General features: G+C 67.7%; 11 protein-coding genes and 1 pseudogene. 10 read left to right on the top strand and 2 right to left on the bottom strand.

The window, feature by feature from the left end; translation table 11 throughout:
- Positions 1 to 30 precede the first annotated feature (30 nt).
- From SGFS_RS09010 to SGFS_RS08990, 5 genes are all read left to right on the top strand, one after another.
- Positions 31 to 294 (top strand): hypothetical protein, encoded by a 264-nt coding sequence (locus tag SGFS_RS09010; protein ID WP_286249258.1) that lies wholly within the window; start codon positions 31 to 33, stop codon positions 292 to 294.
- A 16-nt stretch (positions 295 to 310) separates the two neighbouring features.
- A complete protein-coding gene (locus SGFS_RS09005) occupies positions 311 to 754 on the top strand; it encodes a hypothetical protein (RefSeq protein ID WP_046913958.1) in 444 nt (147 codons plus the stop codon).
- On the top strand, positions 751 to 1,251 hold the full coding sequence (locus SGFS_RS09000; RefSeq protein WP_286249255.1) for a hypothetical protein: 501 nt from the start codon (positions 751 to 753) through the stop codon (positions 1,249 to 1,251). Before SGFS_RS09005 ends, SGFS_RS09000 begins: the two co-directional genes overlap by 4 nt.
- Positions 1,241 to 2,722, top strand: coding sequence for a ThiF family adenylyltransferase (locus tag SGFS_RS08995; protein ID WP_286249253.1), 1,482 nt, complete (start codon positions 1,241 to 1,243; stop codon positions 2,720 to 2,722). Before SGFS_RS09000 ends, SGFS_RS08995 begins: the two co-directional genes overlap by 11 nt.
- 297 nt (positions 2,723 to 3,019) lie before the next feature.
- A complete protein-coding gene (locus tag SGFS_RS08990; RefSeq protein ID WP_046913961.1) occupies positions 3,020 to 4,174 on the top strand; it encodes a hypothetical protein in 1,155 nt (384 codons plus the stop codon).
- Positions 4,175 to 4,222: 48 nt separating this feature from the next.
- On the opposite strand, the gene SGFS_RS08985 is transcribed toward SGFS_RS08990, so the two are convergent.
- Positions 4,223 to 5,167 (bottom strand): DUF5655 domain-containing protein, encoded by a 945-nt coding sequence (locus SGFS_RS08985; RefSeq protein ID WP_286249247.1) that lies wholly within the window; start codon positions 5,165 to 5,167, stop codon positions 4,223 to 4,225.
- A gap of 370 nt (positions 5,168 to 5,537) precedes the next feature.
- Between SGFS_RS08985 and SGFS_RS08980 the strand changes: the two genes are divergently transcribed.
- From SGFS_RS08980 to SGFS_RS08970, 3 genes are all read left to right on the top strand, one after another.
- Positions 5,538 to 6,740: a serine/threonine-protein kinase gene (locus SGFS_RS08980; protein WP_286249245.1), complete on the top strand. Its 1,203-nt coding sequence runs from the start codon at positions 5,538 to 5,540 to the stop codon at positions 6,738 to 6,740.
- A gap of 105 nt (positions 6,741 to 6,845) precedes the next feature.
- Positions 6,846 to 10,022, top strand: a complete 3,177-nt coding sequence (locus SGFS_RS08975; RefSeq protein WP_286249243.1) for a DEAD/DEAH box helicase — start codon at positions 6,846 to 6,848, stop codon at positions 10,020 to 10,022.
- The gene (locus tag SGFS_RS08970) at positions 10,019 to 13,207 is read left to right on the top strand and encodes a hypothetical protein (RefSeq protein WP_286249240.1); all 3,189 of its coding nucleotides are present in this window, start codon (positions 10,019 to 10,021) and stop codon (positions 13,205 to 13,207) included. Before SGFS_RS08975 ends, SGFS_RS08970 begins: the two co-directional genes overlap by 4 nt.
- Positions 13,208 to 13,220: 13 nt before the next feature.
- Here SGFS_RS08970 and SGFS_RS08965 read toward each other — a convergent pair whose 3' ends face one another.
- The gene (locus SGFS_RS08965) at positions 13,221 to 14,459 is read right to left on the bottom strand and encodes an IS256 family transposase (protein WP_286249238.1); all 1,239 of its coding nucleotides are present in this window, start codon (positions 14,457 to 14,459) and stop codon (positions 13,221 to 13,223) included.
- A 1-nt stretch (position 14,460) separates the two neighbouring features.
- Between SGFS_RS08965 and SGFS_RS08960 the strand changes: the two genes are divergently transcribed.
- Positions 14,461 to 16,938 (top strand): hypothetical protein, encoded by a 2,478-nt coding sequence (locus tag SGFS_RS08960; protein ID WP_286249236.1) that lies wholly within the window; start codon positions 14,461 to 14,463, stop codon positions 16,936 to 16,938.
- Between the two features lie 125 nt (positions 16,939 to 17,063).
- A pseudogene (locus tag SGFS_RS51790) lies at positions 17,064 to 17,744 on the top strand (DEAD/DEAH box helicase); the annotation flags it as partial.
- Between the last annotated feature and the right edge of the window lie 261 nt (positions 17,745 to 18,005).

Genomic DNA, 18,005 nt, shown 5'->3' with positions numbered 1-18,005 from the left:
TACCACCCCCGAACGCCTTAGGAGATCGGTATGCCCCAGCCCCACGAGATCAAGATCACGGTGACCTCCGCCCTCGCCGGGCACCCGTACCAGCGCGACTACGCCCCGCAGGTGACCGCCATGAGCGTCCTGTCCGACGCCCTCACCGCCTTCGGCTTCGCCAGCGACGGCACCACCCGCTACTACCTGTTCTTCGACGGGCACGAGGTCCCGCCCGAGGCGACGGTGGGCGAGCTGGCCGGGCACGCCAAGGCCCTGCACCTGAAGCTGCGCACCGAGACCACCAACGGCTAGAGCCGGGGAGTCAGTCGTGGATCTCGAGAGCCGTCTGCGGCTGGCGGGCGACGTCCCGGCGGTCGAGGAGTTCCTCTCCTCGACCGCCGGCCGCCTCCACCACCGCGACCAGGACCCCGACGGCTTGTACTGGGCCGAGGTGCAACCGAACAACGGTGAGCGCGCAGCGTTCATCGCCCGGATCGAGTGGACGGTCTACCCGGACCGGCCGCCCTCCCTTGTCTTCGTCGAGTCGATCGGCGTCTCCGGAGTCGGAGCGCCCAGTGCCTGGCCGGGAGCGGATGGCTACCGCTACGGCTCCAACGACGTGTGTAAGCCGTTCACCGCCGAAGGCCAGAGGCTCCACGCCGAGTGGAGCAGCGGGCCGCACTCCTGGCGGAGCACCGGCAATCCCTTCCTGTACGTGGTGGAGAACGTGCAGGACGACATCGATCGCGTTGACGGGAGGCGTGCCGGATGACCGCCGACATGAGAAAGCTGGTGCTGCCGGCCGGCGCGGTCGACCCGGTGCTCCAGGAGATTCGGTGCCACGGGCTGGCCGACCAGGAAACCGGCGCGCTGCTGCTGACCGGGCGGTCGGACATGCAGGTGCTGGTCGTGGCGGTGGCCGGGACGACGGGGATCGTGCGGGGTCCGGGGCTGTTCACGGTGAGCGCGGTCGCGTACGACCGGCTGTTCACCTTCGCCGAGGAACGGTCCTACCGGGTGCGGGCGATGATCCACTCGCACCCCGAGAGGGCTTTCCTGTCGCGGACCGACCGCGCGTACTCGTTGCGGGTGCCGGGGTTCGTCAGTGCTGTCGTCCCGACCTACGCGGCGCCGCCCGCCGACCCGGCGTCGTGGGGGTGGTGGCGTTTCGAGCAGGACTGGGTGCCCTGCACCGCTCCGGTTGTCGACCCGGCGCTGTCCCTGGTGCGCACGGTGGTGTTCGACGAGGAGGGTGTCCGTGAGTACTGACTACAGCCGCAGCGTACGCCTGGGCGGCCTGGCCGCCGGCGTGGAAGAGGCCACCCTGCGGGAGCGGATGGAGGGCATCCTCATCCACCTGACCGGGGACGCGCACCTGCCCGCGGCCGCCGAGACTCTAGAAGTACTGGTGGCGGACCTGCGCCGGTGGCCGGTCCGGCTGAGTCTGGACCCCGGCCGCGGACCGGGACGGCTCGACGACGAACTCATCCGCAGGCTGGTGGAAACGGCGACCGGGATCGATCCGGACCGGCCGCTTCGCATCGGCGAGACCCAGAGCAGGGCGCCGCTGCATCTGCATGTAGGAACCGCACCACCGCTGGGTACTGCGGTGGCCGGTGCGCCGGACGGGCACGGGGTCCGTCTGCGGCACACCGGTCATCCTTTCCCTCGGCTCAACGCGCCCGGCACCGGGCTGGGCGCGGTCCTCACTGCGGCGATGCTGGCCGGCGAGGCGTTCAAGGTCGTTGCCGGGCTGCAGGAGGGGAAGTTCCAGGTGACCCCGGTGGTGGACTTCTGCCCCGTCCTCCCCGGTGAGCAGCCCGGGATCGTCGTCGCCCCGCTGCCCGCGCTGGAGCAGGTGCTGCTGGGCGGGGGTGGTGCGATCGGCACCGGCATCGCCCTGGTCCTGGACCTGCTGCAGGTCTCCGGCGAGTTGACGGTGGTGGACAGGGAGGTCTTCGAGAAACCGAACGTCACCTCGTACAGCATCGGTACCCTGGCCGACGCGGCTGCGGGCCTGCCGAAGGTGCGGTTGATCGACGCACGCCTACGGCGGATCGAGGTGACCCCGTTCCACGGGACGATCCAGGCTTCCATCGAGGCCGTCGATACGGGCACCCTGCCGTGGCCCCGAATCGTCCTCGGCGGACTGGACAGCGTCGAGGCCCGGCACGACCTGCAGCGGCTGCAGGTCGATCTCACCCTGGACGGCAGCACCGGCGGCCCGGTCGGCACCACTGTCGCCCTGCACGAGGCACTGCCCACCGGCCCCTGCCTACGCTGCTACTTCAAGGCCAACCACACCGGGAAGAGCGCGGAGCAACGACTGCATGAACTGACCGGGCTCCCGCTATCCCGAATCGCCCGCGGGCAGGAGCCGCTGACCGAACAGGACCTGGAATGCCTGGACAATCAACAGCGAGCGCTTGTTGGCCAGTTCCTCGGACGGCCGGTGTGCGGACTGATCAACTCGGCTGAGCTGACCGGTAGAACGGACGACGGGTTCCGTCCTTCGGCCGCGTTCGTAGCCCAGCAGGCCGCCTGCCTAGTCGTCGGCGCCTGGATCGCACGCAGCACGGGCCTGGTCAGCGGACCTCCACGACGCATCGAGTACGACACCCGCTTCGGCCCCCGGCCCGACCAGATGATCGACCACCGGCTCCCCACCCCCGGGTGCGGGTGCCAGAAGGACGCTGCTCTCATCAACCGCATCCGAGAAGCCCGACGCACCCGCCGTTGACGCCCGGCTGGAGGTGGCGGCAGGGAGCGGAGTGCAGGGTGGTGCGGAACAGTTAAAACGGCCACTGCCGGAGCGCCGTCCCTTACGCGTTCCGCAAGGGCTGACCTAAAGAATCCTCAGGTCAGCAGGCTATCTGCCTGGCGCCGCCACTCAGCACCAACTATCCAAGACCTCACACGGACACCCATCCCGCGTCACCAGCCGTCGACGCTCGGTGAAGGAATGCCAGGAACCCGGCGCACTGGGACGCGTCGCCGTGTTGGGGCGGTTGTCGGTGCGGCTCCGTAAGCTGCCGACATGAACACCGTGCGCGCCAGGGTCTGGCAGTTCGAGATCGTTCCGGGGGCGGGCGGTGATCCCAGCGTTCACGCGAGGAAGCTTGGGGGGATGGCCCTACCTGTCCATCTCGCTCGTCTGGTTCACATCAACGCGTTGGCCTGCGACTTCCGGCGAGTCGTCGACTACCGCATCCGTGTGCACGAGGCCCGGTTGCTGACCAGCTATCTCGCCGCCCCAAGCGGTCTGGCTCTTCAGGTCGACTACTCGTCTCTGCTGGCTACATCGCTGCACGTCCGACGGTTCATCAGCGAGTGCGCTGGGCTCGGGGTGATGACAGCCGGGAGTGAGAAGTTGTTCTCCTGGAAGCCTGGGCGTGACACTCTCCATAGCTTCGATGTCCTCCCGCCCGGCCCGTTGCAGACCAAGTACGGGACATTCGGCGTCAGGCCGGACCTTCTGTTCCACCTGCCGAACGGGCCCGTCGCCGGAGAGGCGCGTGGACGTCATCGCGAGGCGAAAACGCTGTTCCCAAAGAGCCCAGATTCGAACCAAAAGGAGCGGCTCCTTCAACTCGCCGCCTGGTCGGCAGACTTGAAGGATCACCCGTACTTCATGAGCTGGGTATGGATCGGCGCGACCGGCGTGGGAGTTGACATCTTCATCCCCAAAGCCGGTTGGTGGGGCGGTGACGGCCTGCAACTCGGAGCGATCCAGGAGGAGTACGAGCCAGATTGGTGGATTGAGCCGCCGCGTCGGGTGCGGAGATCCGAGCTGGATGACGGTATGGACGGGCGACTCTCGGTCCCACGGCGCGGAAGGACGCGTACCAACGTGGTAGCCATCAGGGACCGCACGGACGAGAGAGTGGAAGGCGTCCTCGATACGCTCTACCGGACGGCCGGCCCGACTGTCGGAAGTTTCGCAGGCGTACCTGTACGAGGTTCCTGGGCACCAGCCGACGAACTGGGCACCGCCCGTCACGACGTCCTGATCGGCATCCTGGCCGAGTACCCATCAGGGCAGCGCCGTGCCCGCCGACGTCCCGAGGGCATCGAGTTGGCGGGGAAACGGGCGGATGTCCACTTGGAGGGCCGACTCCTCACCGTCGTCCGCGAGACCGGTGGCACATGGCCGAGTTGGGCGCAGCTTGAGGAAGAGCTCCTTGAGGTGTGAAATAGCAACGTCCCGCCGCAGCGGCCATCACGGTTCCCACCTCGAAGGTCAGGCTGCCTCGAACGCCCGCTGGATCAGCGGTCCCGCCTTCTCCAGGTCGGCTGCCGAAGCGATACGGACCTCCAGGTCGCCGGTCCCGAGGTGGCCGATACCGCGCATGTCACGCGAGAAGCCCTCCTCGAGCTTGACCGTGTCCGGGTCGACCTTGAGGTAGACCAGGATCGCCTCGTGCTTCGGACGGAAGATGACGGAGGCGACGTTCACCATCCGGCGGTAGGCGATGTAGTGCCGAAGCTGAGCCACCTCGACCTCGCCCCAGGCGGTGAGGGCCTCGTCCAGCTCGGCGTACAGGTCCTGCAGGCAGCCAGGAACCGCACCTGCGGTGGCAGTTGCCTGAGCGGATGTCCTCCCGCCTCCGCTGGCGGCACCAGCCGTGACCTCCCGCTCGCGGCTCTGGCGACGATCCGAGACCGGTCTCGTGGATCCGGGAGTGGACTCGATCAGCAGCAGGCTCAGCAGCCCACCCTCGAAGACGCGGTAGCGCACCAGGTCGACCCGCTCGCGCAGACGGTGCACCGCGACTCGGTCGTGGTGCGAGAAGCCAGCGGCGATACAGACCATCCGAGGGTTCCGCCAGTCGATCGACTCGGCGGCCTCGGAGCCTAGCTTCTCCTTGACCAGTGCCTCGAATTCGTGACGCGCGGAATCCAACCACGACAGGTAGGAGACCGCCTGCGACAGGACACCGCTGTCAGCGCCTTTCTTGTACTCGATCAGCGCAGGTGTGCCGTTCTCGTCCAAGCCGAGCGAGTCGATCCGGCCCCGGTGCCAAGGCCCCGTCGGGTACTCCGACGCCAGGAAGCGGATGCCGAGCATGGCCTCCATGCCTGCCTCGACCCGCCGCTGCAGCTCCACCTCCAGCGTCACCGTGGAGCCACGCAGCTCGACGTCCTGGCCGTCGGCATCCAGCCGGAACAGCTTCAGGTCGGTCACCGGCGTCCCCCTCTGCGAGATCTCTACAGGAGAAGCAATGGAAATCGGGCACGTGACTATTCCGGGCGGGTATTGAGCTGCTTCGTCCGCCGGACCTGTTCTCAGGACAGACACCCGCCGTCTGTTGGCGCTGCGACGCAACATGGACGGAGCGGGGCGACATTTTCTGCAGCCGTGGCCAGCTTTCGGACTAGATCCTGGGAGCTGGTCCCAGTCCGATGTGATCACTTTCTCCTGCGGGATGCAGATCAGTAGGCTGTAGCGGTCTTCGTCGGTGTCCATGCCCCTGGTGCTTCGCTTCTTCTACGGCGGAGCGGGGGCATGCCCCGAGCGAGGGTGTGCTTTCGCTGCGGGAGTCAGGGGGTGTGCGGTGAGCGGCGCGTCTATACCGTCGCGTATCGGGTCGTACCTCGTCGAGCGGCGGCTCGGCGCGGGCGGGATGGGGGAGGTATACCTCGCCTACTCGGTCGCGGGTGAACCGGTCGCCGTGAAGGTGATCCGGCCCGACCGCACGGATCCGCATACGCGCGCCCGATTCGAACGCGAGGCGGCGATGGCGCGCACGATCTCTGGTACGGGTCGTGTGGCCCGTTTCATTGAGGCAGACCCGTTCGCTGAGCAGCCCTGGCTGGCCATGGACTACGTTCCCGGCCGCCCGCTCTCCGATGTTGTGAAGGATCAAGGCCTGCTGTCCACGCCACTCGTGGCGAGTCTTGGCGCGCTGTTGGCCGAGGGGCTTGCCGCTGTGCACGCCGCGGGGCTGGTGCACCGTGACCTGAAGGCGCAGAACGTCGTCCTCGGTGACTTCGGTCCGGTGATCATCGACTTCGGTCTGGGCGCTTTCGTCGGGGCGTCCAAGGGGTCGCTCACGCAGGCCGGCGTGGTCATCGGCACCGTGCGTTGCATGCCGCCTGAGCAGGCTCTGGGTGAGCTGGAGGTGACTCAGGCGGCTGATGTGTACGGGCTGGGCACGGTGCTTCTGTACGCGGCGACTGGGCACTATCCGTACGACGGTGCCCGGTGGGAGGCGGTGGCCGCGCAGGTGGTCAACGCCGAGATCGGCCCTGACCTGTCCGGGCTGCCCGCCGAAGTGACGCCCGTCGTGTCGGCCATGCTGGCGCACAAGGCGGAGGACCGCCCCTCCCTGGAGGAGGTGACCCGGCAGTGTGCCGATCTGATGCGTCTGCTGGGCACGAGTCCGGCCCGGGCACGGCGCGCTCTGATCCAGGAGACGACGTCAAGGAACCATCCCACGATGATGCTGCCTCAGCCTGATACGCCCATGCTGGACCGGCTCGACTCGCTGGAGAGGCAGCTGCGCGAGGAGTCGGCGGCCCCGGCGGATAGCGTCCCCGCCTTGCCGTCCGATGGTGAATCCAGCCCAGACGCTCCGGCCCAGGGCGATGTCCAGAGCGACGTCGAAAGCTCGCTCGTGTCCGTGCAGGAATCCCCCAGCGGACGCCCGGCCGAACCCGCGCCGAAGAAGGGCCGTCCGCCCGCTTCCCGGCGGGTCGCCGACGAGCTGCGGAAGCGCTACGCGATGGGCCCGGCGCTCGCCTGGTCGAAGCGCTGAACCGCTCTTCCCTACCTTTCGCCGACGGGGCCCGTTCGGGGCGATACAAAGGGTGGGCAGCAGCACACCGCACATCACGAGTACACAGTCCAAGAGGAGCACCACGTGACTACGGCGATGCAGCCCGAGGTTCCTGAGGCGCGCGACGCCGATGCGGCGCGGTCGGCGTACCCGGCCGGTGCGAAGCCGACCTTCGCTCCCGGCGCCCAGGTGCGCATCCGCCACGAGCAGTGGCTCGTGAAGTCCGTCGACGAGTCCCGCGACGGACTGATGGTCGAGGTCAGCGGGGTGTCCTCGTTCGTCCGGGGCACGGACGCGGTGTTCTACTCCGGCCTTGACCAGATCGACGTACTCGATCCTCGCAAGACCAGGCTCGTGCCCGACGAGACCTCCAGGCACGCCAAGGCCCGCCTGTACCTGGAGGCGGTGATCCGCAAGACCGCGCTGCCCCAGATCGAGCACGGCATCGCGCTCGCCGACTCCTTCCTCATGGACCGGCAGGAGCACCAGCTGCGCCCCGCCGAGCTGGCGCTGTCCATGCGTAACCCGCAGCCCCGGCTGCTGATCGCTGACGTGGTTGGGCTGGGCAAGACGCTGGAGATCGGCATCACGCTTTCGGAGCTGATCCGGCGCGGGCGCGGCGAGCGCATTCTCGTAGTCACGCCTGCCCATGTGCTGGAGCAGTTCCAGCGCGAGCTGTGGACCCGCTTCGCTCTGCCGCTGGTGCGCCTGGACTCCACCGGCATCCAGCGCATTCAGCAGGAGATCCCCGCGGGCCGGAACCCGTTCGCCCACTTCAAGCGCGTCATTGTCTCCGTCGACACCCTCAAGTCGGCAACGTACGCCCATCACCTGGAGAACATCACCTGGGACGCGGTGGTCATCGACGAGTCGCACAACCTCGTGAACAAGGGCACCCGCAACAACCTCCTCGCCCGCCGTCTCGCCGAGCAGACCGATGCGCTGATCCTGGCCTCCGCCACTCCGCACAACGGCGACGCCGAATCCTTCGCCGAGCTGATCCGGATGCTCGACCCGGCGGCGATCGCCGACCCCAAGAACTACAAGGTCGCCGACCTCGACCACCTCTACATCAGGCGTACCAAGTCCGACCGCGAGGTACGCGACGGCCTCAAGGACAAGCCCTGGGCCGAACGCGGCGACTCCCTGCCGGTGCCGGCTCCGGCGACTCGGAGGGAGGTCGCCGTCCTGGAGAAGCTCGCGAACGAATGGACGCCGGGCGACCCGAACCGTTCGTCGGTCTGCGCCGATTCCCTGGTTGGCTACAACTTCCTGAAGGCGTTCCTCTCCTCCCACGTCGCCCTGCGTGAATCCCTGGCCAACCGGCGTGCCTACCTGGACAACCCGAAGAGCGTCACGGCGAAGGGCAAGGCCAAGACCGCGCCGGACACCCCCGAGCGGCGCGCCGCTCTCGCCGCCGAGAGCAAAGCCCTCGCGGAGCTGGAGGCGCTGGTCGCGGACTTTACCGACCAGGACTCCGCCAAGCTCGACGCACTCGTCCGCACGCTGAAGGACGACCTCGGTGTCGGCCCGCACTCCGAGCGCCGCGTCGTGATTTTCTCCGAGCGGGTCCACACCCTGGACTGGCTGGCCCAGGAGGTCCCTGCCCGGCTTGGCTTCAAGAAGAAGAACTTGGCCAAGCCCGACAAGATGCGTCCCTGGAAGGCGTACGACGGCGCCGTCGAGGTCATGCACGGCGACACCACGAACGACCAGCAACAGCGGGAGATCGTCGACCGCTTCGGCCGGCGCGAGGAGCCGGTGCGGCTGCTGTTCACCGGTGACATCGCCTCCGAGGGCGTCAACCTGCACCACCAGTGCCACGACCTCATCCACTACGACCTGCCCTGGTCCCTCATCCGTATCGAACAGCGCAACGGACGTATCGACCGTTACGGGCAGGCGGTCAGCCCCGAGTTCCGTGCGCTCACCCTCACCGCCGACGTGCCCTGGCGGCGCGACGAGGAGAGCGGCGAGATGCTCACGCTCGACGACCGGCTGGTCGGCACCCGTCTGCTGCGCCGCGAGGCCCAGGCGCACGAGATCGAGACCGGCGAGGGCAGCGCCGAGGCCGTCACCGGTCTCTACAACGACAAGAAGGAAGAGGACCGCCTCACCCGCGACCTCATCAAGGGCGGCACCGTCGAGCGTTCCATCAAGCAGTCCCAGCAGGAGTCCGGCGGGGTCCTCGCGGGGCTCCTCGCCGGCGCCAACGCCCGGCTCGCCGACCCGACGGCCGCTCCGGCCACTCTCGGCACGGCCGCGGTGCCCGAGGCCGACGTACCCCACGTCTTCGCCGACACCAAGGCGTACTTCCACACCGCCGTGGACCTCATCTACCCGCAGGCCGAGCGCGAGGCCCTCGACTGGAAGCCCGAGACGGCAGGCGGCCGCATCGAGTTCACCCCGCCCGACGACCTGCAGTACCGCTTCCGGGAGCTGCCGAAGTCGTACCTGGAGCAGGAGAAGATCCTCACGACACCCAAGTACGACGGCACGCTGCGCATCACCTTCGACAAGCAGTATGCCGCCGACCGGCTGGAGGCCGCCCGCAACGCCAAGCAGGGCAAGACCGACGAGCCCACGTCCCAGTGGCCCAATGTCTCCTACGTTTCCGACATCCACCCGGTGCTCGATTGGGTGACGGACAAGGCCCTCGCCAAGCTCAAGTACGACGAGGCGTTCGTCCTCGCCTACCAGCCGGACGCCGCCAAGGCCGAACGGATCGACGCCGCTCTGCCTTCGGCCCTGACCGGCCCGGTTTATCTCCTCCAGGGCGTCTACTCCAACGAGGCGGGCAAGCCGACGGTCGTGGAGTGGATGGCCGTCACCGGCCTCGCCGAGGCCACTCCTCGCGTGTGGCGCATGGACTCGGCGTTCCTCGCCGCTTGCGGCGTGGGCCCTGACATGCCCGGCCGCGCCCAGCCCGTCGACCGCGACCTCCTCCAGGAACTCGTCCCCGCGGCCGTCGATGCGGCCGAGACCCACCTGCGCGAGCGCCGCGCCGACTACGACAAGCAGGTCGACTCCTACCTGGCGCCGTACGAGGACCGGGTGCAGGTCTGGGAGCAAGGTGCCCTGATCGCCGTCGGCAACCAGGAGCGTCGCCGCAAGCAGGTGTACGACACAGCCAAGCGCCGCCGCGCCCTCGTACGCCGTCTGCGGACCGACGGCGACCCGATGCTGCGGGTCCTCGCCGTCCTCGAACCCCTCCACCCCACCACTGTCTCTACCGCACACGCCGAGGAGTCCGCACGATGAGCTACACCTACGACTCCTTCGCCAACCGCGGCGAGTATCTCTCCGCCCACTACTTCAGCGAGGAGCTGGAGAACACACTCAAGAAGAGCAAGGCGGGCGACGAGGGCCTATTCACCCTGTGGACCAGCCGCGAGACCGACCCTCACGACCCGCAGCCCACCCCGCGCGAACTCCTCCCTCGGCTCCGCGGTGAGTACCTGGCCACCGTGCGCCCCTTCCTGGCCTCCCGCGCCCAGCAGGAAGAACTCGGCAGCACCTACGACGACCCCACGGGCGAGTGGGCCGAGCACCTCACCACCTGGCACACCGCCGTCCTCAAGGCCCTCGGTTACTACGGTGACCGGCCCGAGCCGATCACTGTGCACAACGCGGGCAAGGAGTACGAACTCCAGGTCGCCTGGCACGGAGACGGCATCCTCGCGGTCGACTGCGGCTGGACCGCCAAGCTCGACGACGCCCTCGACCCCGACGAGGCCGGACAGCTCCTCCACCCCCTCAAGACCGCCGACGGCCTCCTCGAAGTCGGTGAGAAGCTGGCGGGCTGGCTCTTTCAGAGCGAACTGCACGAGCTGGGCGGCGATGCGCCCCGCTTTATCCTGCTGCTCTGCGGCGGCGTGCTCATCCTCGCCGACCGGGGAGCCTGGGCTGAAGGCCGCTATTTCACCGCCAGCCTGGACGCGGCCCTCGCCCGTAACGACACGGCGAAGGCCGGCGAACTCGCCCTCCTCGCTGCCCTCTTCTCCCATGACATGCTCGCGCCCCGCCCCGACGGCAAGGGCCGACGCCTCGACGACTTGCTCAAGGCCTCCCGTGACAACGCCGTCGGTGTCAACTCCGAGCTGCGCAAGGGACTCCAGCACTCGGTCGAGATCATCGCGAACGAGGTGCTCGCCCGCCTGCGCGAGGCGGAGGTCGAGCCGCGGGAGATTGAGGACCTCAAGAAGGGCCCGTTCGCCAAGCAACTCACCCGCGAATCGCTGCGCTATCTCTACCGCATCCTCTTCCTCCTCTACGCGGAGGCCCGCCCCGAGCTGGGCATCCTCCCTGCCGACGACTCGACGTACCAGACCGGGTACTCGATCGCCCGGCTGCGTGAACTGGTCGCACGGGAGCGGAAGCTGGTCGATGAGGACAGCCGCACCGGCCTCCACCTCTACTCCTCACTCGACGTCCTCTTCAACAAGGTCAACTACGGTCACCGCCCGCACGGCACCGAAGCCGACGACCACAAGCCGGTCGACGAACGCAGCGAGGGCCGCGGCCTGCGCTTCGAGGCGCTGCGCAGCGAGCTGTTCGACCCGAAGGCGATCAATCTCATCGGCCGGCGCATCCTCCACCCCCACTGGGACGAGGACGGCGACGAGCAGCCGCGCTGGCTGGACCTGCGGCTGCGCAACGAGGCCCTGCACCAGGTGCTGCGTCTGCTGACCATGAAAGAGGCCGGTCAGAAGGGCCGACAGGGCGGCTTCATCTCCTACCGCAACCTTGGTATCAACCAGCTCGGCGCCGTCTACGAGGGGCTGATGTCCTACACCGGCATCATCGCCGATGAGGAACTCGCCGAGGTCGCCAAGCCCGGCGCGAAGAAGGGCGACAAGCAGTACGGCGACCCCGAGAAGGGGTCTTGGCTCATCCCCGCCGACCGGCTGCGGGATTACCCGGAGAACACGCACGTCGTGTACTCGTCTCAGGACGCCGAACAGTACGGCCTGCGCGGCCCGAAGAAATACTCTGAGGGTACGTTCGTGTACCGCCTGGCGGGGCGGGACAGGGAGACGTCGGCGTCCTACTACACGCCGGAGTCGCTCACCAAGGTGACGGTCGAGCTGGCGCTCAAGCACCGCATCACCGACGAGACGCGGGCGAGCGAGCTGCTGCGCTACACGATCTGCGAACCAGCTCTGGGGTCGGGCGCGTTCCTCAACGAAGCGATCAACCAGGTCGCGGAGGAGTACCTCAAGCGCCGCCAGGCAGAACTCGGCGTCTCTCTGGACACGTCGAAGACGCTCGACGCCAAGCAGAAGGTGAAGGCGTACATCGCGCTCCACAACGCGTACGGGATCGACCTCAACGCGACGGGCGTGGAGCTGGCGGAGGTGTCACTGTGGCTCAACACCATGCACCCCGGCATGCGGGCACCGTGGTTCGGGCTGCATCTGCGACGCGGCAACTCCCTGATCGGAGCGCGCCGTTGGGTATACGACGCCGAGCGCATCAAGAAAGAGCGGACCATCGGCGCACAGACGCCAGCGAAGTTGCCGTTCCGGGACAAGGGCAGCGGCGTGGAGCAGCCGCTGCCGGACGGCGCCGTGCACCAGTTCCTGCTGCCGACACCCGGCTGGGGTGCAGTCGCGGGGGCGAGCGGTGACGCCAAGAAGCTTGCCGAGCAGCTTGCAGGGCCGCAGGTCGAGCAGCTGAAGGCGTGGAAGAACAGCATCAAGGCCAAACCCAGGACGACGGGCGGCAAGAGCAGCCAGCTGGCCCGACTTCAGGCTGCGGCCAGAAGAGTCGAGTTCCTGTGGCAGCTCGTCGCCAAGCGTATGGAACTGAGCGAGCGCGAGATCGCCCGCACCATCGACGTGTGGGGCACGGGCCGGGATGAGGACGCGGAGGAGTACGCGTTCCTGCGCCGTGACAAGGAGAGCGCAGGGGACAACGACCTGCCGCTGACCAAGGAACAGGTCTTCAAGGACCTGTTCGAGGCGGAGGGGTCGCCGTACTGGCGCCTCAAGCAGATCATGGACGCGTGGTGCGCGCTGTGGTTCTGGCCGCTGGACAAGGTCGGGCTGCTGGATGGCACGGACGCGGAGTACGAGACCGCGCCGATCGTGTCGATGGACGCTCTGCTGTCGGCGGGAGTCGTCGGCGAGGTCGGGACGTCACAGGAGGATCCCGAACCCGGACCGCGTTTCGTCGAGAACGGGCTGCTGTTCGCCCTCGAAGGTGACCAGCTGTCCTTCGGTGACGATTCAGGCGACGGCGACCTTGTCGAGAAGAGGGAGATCACGAAGAAGCGAGTGACCGAGGCCGGGGCGAAGAAGCGCGGGGGGCCGACCCGGCGCCGCGACATCGTGCCGCTGGCTGCCCTCGATGACTGGCTCGATTTTCTCGAGTCCATGCTCGGCACCAAGGACGTGAAGCAGGGTCACGTCCGCCGGAGTGGTGTATTGACGGCCACTCGGTGATCTCGTTTTGAGGCTATGCGGTCAGTTCGGTGGGCAGGACGGTGTCGTCGTTTTCTGACTCGATCGGGTGGAGGCGGGCCTTGGCGAGGAGTTCGATGCCCATGTAGCGGCGGGCCTCGGTCCATTCGTCGTTCTGCTCGGCCAGGACCGCGCCGACGAGCCGGATCACGGCGGTGCGGTCGGGGAAGATGCCGACCACGTCGGTGCGGCGGCGGATCTCCTTGTTCAGCCGTTCTTGCGGATTGTTCGACCAGATCTGCCGCCAGATCTCACGCGGGAAGGCAGTGAAGGCCAGCAGGTCGTGCTGGGCGGCGTCCAAGTGGGCTGCTGCTTTGGGGAACTTGGCTTCCAGAGCGTCCAGGACGTGCCGCATCTGGGCCTTCACGGCGTCGGTGTCGGGCTGTTCGAAGACCGTCCGCAGCAGGGTGGCCACCCACGGCTGGGCCGACTTGGGGACCTGGCTCAGCAAATTTCGGGCGTAATGGGTGCGGCATCGCTGCCAGGACGCGCCCGGCAGGACCGCGCCGATGGCGTTCACCAGGCCGGTGTGGGCGTCGGAGACGACCAGCTTGACACCGGACAGGCCGCGGGCGGTCAGCGAGCGCAGGAAGGCGAGCCAGCCGGCGCCGTCCTCGGCGGTGGCGACGTCGATGCCGAGGATCTCGCGGTGTCCGTCGGCGTTGACGCCGACCGCGATCAGCGCGTGGACGTTGATGATGCGGCCGCCTTCGCGGACCTTCTGGGTCAGGGCGTCGACCCAGACGAACGCATACGGGCCGGCGTCCAGGGGCCGGTTGCGGAACGCGGCGACCTGCTCGTCCAGGTGCTTGGCCATCGCGCTGACCTGGGACTTCGACAGCTGGGTGACGCCGAGGGACTCGGCGAGTTTCTCGACCCTGCGGGTGGAGACGCCGAGCAGGTAGGCGGTGGCGACGACCGAGATGAGGGCCTGTTCGGCCCGCCGGCGCCGTTCGAGGAGCCAGTGCGGGAAGTAGCTGCCCTGCCTCAGCTTGGGGACGGCGAGTTCGACGGTCCCTGCGCGGGTGTCCCACTCGCGTGGGCGGTAGCCGTTGCGGTGGTTGACGCGTTCGTCGCTGACCTGCCCGTATTCGGCGTTGCAGAGGGCATCGGCCTCCGCGGACATGAGGGCGTCGGCGAATGTCTTGACCATCGCGCGCAGCAGATCGGGACTCGCCGCGGCGAGGTTGTCTTCCGCGAGGGCGTGCAGGGGGAGACTGTCTGGTGCGGTCATCGTGCTGATCTCCTTCGAGGCTTCGACACTTCGAAGATCAGCCGGTGGCCGTTCATCTATGCGGGCACCATCCCGATGCCGGAGCAAACCCCCGGATCAGGTCGAACCCGTACACCACTTCCTTGGACGCAACCTGAAGCAGGGCACCATCGTGTCGTCCGTCGAGTCCCTTGAGAAGCTGAAGCAGCTTGAGGACCTGATCCAGACCCAGCCCGAGATGGACATGGACGATGCCCGAAAGGCGGTCGAGAGCCGCTATCCGTGGATGCGTGTCGTGCGTGACATCGCGAAGGAACAGGGTTTCCTGCACTGGGAGTTGGATTTCGCTGGAGTGTTCGCCGGTGAGGCGGGAGGCTTTGACCTTCAGGTGGGGAACCCGCCGTGGGTGCGGCCGCGCTGGAACGAGTCCCTGGTGCTGGCGGAACGCGAGCCATGGTTCGAGCTGGAAGAGCGGGTCTCCACGTCGGTGAAGGCGAAGCGCCGGGACGACCTGCTGAAGGCGCCAGCCGCGGCCACCTATGTGATGGGCGAGATCACGGACAACGCCGGACAGGTCGCGTTCTACGGGGCGCCGCAGGTGTATCCGTTGTTGGGAGGAACTCAGCCCGATCTCTACCGGGCCTTCATGTGCCAGGTGTGGGACCACGCGTCTGTGCGGGGCACTACCGGGTTCCTGCACTCGGACACACACTTCACCGGGGACAAGGAGCGTGCGCTGCGGGGTGCGGCGTATCGGCGGTTGCGGATCCACGGGGATTTTGTGAACGCCGGGCAACGGTTCTTCCCTCCCCCTGTGGGCCACCCCACACATTTCGGTGTGCATGTCTACGGTCACCCTCAGGAGATCGACTTCGACCACCTCTCCTGGCTGGTCTCCGCCGATGCCCTGCGCTTGTCGGCGAACCATGACGGTTCGGGAGAGGCCCCGGGAATCCGCTATCAGAACGGGGAGTTCGACGAGCGCCCACACCGGACGCGCGTGGTGCGCGTCAACAGGGAACTGCTCACGGTCTGGAAGCGGCTGTTCGGTGACACGGGTCCGGTGGAGGAGGCACGCCTGCTGTTTCCCGTGAGCACGGCCGAGGCGTCCGCTATTGAGGCCCTGGCGAATTATCCACTGCGTCTTTCAGCTTTCAAGCCGCAGATCACGCCCGGCTACCACGAGAGCGGGGCCAAGAAGGATCGCCTGATCGACTACAACCGGCCGGACCCGAAGACGGGCGAGCCGTACGAACCCGACCGGTGGCGCCACGTGATCCTCAAGGGCACGCAAATCAGTGTCGCCACACCAGTGTTCAAGCGGCATGACGCCAACTCCAACGCGCCCTTCGGCGCCGACCTGGTCTCGCTGCCTTCGGACTTCGTACCGGACACGGAGTACGTGAGGGTGCCGGGCCGTGCGCAGGAGTACCTCAAGGCTCAGGACCGCTGGATCGACCACCAGGCGCTCGAACGCCTTCGCGGGAATGACAAGGCTGTGGCCCGTGCGCGAGCTCAGGTGGCCGAGGCGATGGGAAACGCTCCCCAGGATGCCGATCCGGAAAGCGTTGACGTGCTACTCGTTGGACGGGCGCGGAGACGGTATACCGCGTTCTATAGGGTGGCTTGGCGGGAAATGATCGCTCCTGACACTGAGCGGAGCCTCTACCCCGTCGTGGTCCCCCCGGGGACCGCTCACACCAACGTGGTTCGCAGCGCAGCCTTGCGCAACAACCACCTGTCTGTGCTCACTTCGGGACTGTGGTCCTCCGTGCCGATCGACTACCTCCTACGCATCACGGGCACGGGCCATCTCGACGTCGGTCGTGCGGGTGCCCTTCCTGCACCCGCACCGGCTCACCCCCTCGCCCCCGCTCTCCTCCTCCGTACCCTCCGCCTCAACTGCCTCACCTCCGCTTACGCCGATCTCTGGCAGGACCTCTACGACCCCACCTGGTCGGCGTACGCACCCTGGGCCATCAACTGGCCAGGCATGAACACGGAACTTCACTCCGTGACCCCGACCTGGCAGTGGGATACCCCCCTCCGTACCGAGTACGCCCGTCGCGCCGCACTCGTCGAGATCGACGCCTTGGTCGCCGTCTGGCTCGGTATGGATGCGGACGCCCTGATCGCCGCGTACAAGGGGCGATTCCCCGTGCTCCAGAAGTACGAGGCGGCAAGTTGGTTCGACGCCGAGGGGTGGAAGCTGGCGAGCAATGCCCGAACCATCGGCCAACGTCAGACCAAGGAGACCTGGACCCAGTTCGAGGCCTACCGCGAGGCGGTCGGTGAGCCTTCTCCCGAAGGTGTGCTCCCGGCCGACCCCGAAGCCACACTCCCTGACGCCGCACTTCCCGACGGCTACACCGCCCCCTTCTACAAGGCGAACCGCGAACGCGAAATGCGCCGGGCCCACGCCTACTTCAAGCAGCGCCTCGACGAAGCCGTAGCCAAGGGTCTGTGGGACCCGGAGAAGATGGAGGTCCCGACCCCGTGAGGCCGACCCTCGAAGCACAGGGACTCAAGGAGAGCCTGCTCCAGTACCTGTCCACGACGTACGGCCTCGCGGACGAGGGCGCTCGAAAGGCCCTGAACGCCTTCCTCGGGGACGAGACGACGGGCATGTTCCGCGGACCGTACCTCCGTCTGCGTACGCCCTTCACCCCGGCGAACGACGGCTGGCAGCAGCACCTGGATTGGGTCCGTACTGACGGCTGGACGCCGTACGCCCACCAGGCCCGCGCCTTCGCCCGGCTCACCTCCAAGGACGGCCACACACCTCAGCCCACGCTCGTCACCACGGGCACGGGCTCCGGTAAGACCGAGTCGTTCCTGTACCCCGTCCTCGATCACTGCGCCCGCGAACGCGCGGCCGGGAACAACGGGGTCAAGGCGGTCTTCCTCTACCCGATGAACGCCCTGGCCACCGACCAGGCGGCCCGGATCAACGATCTGCTCACCGATTACGACGAGTTGAGCGGTGTCCGCGCCGGCCTATACATCGGGGAGAAGGCGGCGACGCACTACGACCGGGTCTACACCCGCCGCCAGGACATGCAGCTGTCCCCGCCGGACATCCTGATCACCAACTACAAGATGCTCGACCTGCTGCTCCAGCGGGCTGCCGACGCACCGCTGTGGGACGGCAGCGACATCCGTTACGTGGTCGTCGACGAGTTCCACACCTACGACGGCGCGCAGGGCACCGACGTCGCCATGCTGCTGCGCCGTCTCGCCATCGCCGTCGATGCCAACCGGCCTGGCATGCCGCTGGGCTCGATCACCCCCGTCGCCACGTCCGCAACCCTCGCCTCCGGCACTGATGAGGACGGGGTACGCCAACTCCTCTCCGTGGCCACCAACGTCTTCGGCGCGGAGTTCACCGAGGACGCGATCGTCGGTGAGGACCGGCTGACGGTCGACGAGTTCATCCTGGGCGAGGACGAGTCGATCCCGGACGCGCGATTCCTCCCCGGCCAGGCCACGCCCCCTGAGGCCCTCACCGCCCTGCCGGATCCGGCGTCCGGCCCCGAGGAACTCGCGGACCTCGCCGAGGCCGTCACC

The sequence above is a fragment of the Streptomyces graminofaciens genome, from assembly GCF_030294945.1.
GTDB lineage: Bacteria > Actinomycetota > Actinomycetes > Streptomycetales > Streptomycetaceae > Streptomyces > Streptomyces graminofaciens.
The sequence above is the reverse complement of the archived record's forward strand: the minus strand, read 5'-3'. Positions and strand labels throughout refer to the sequence as shown.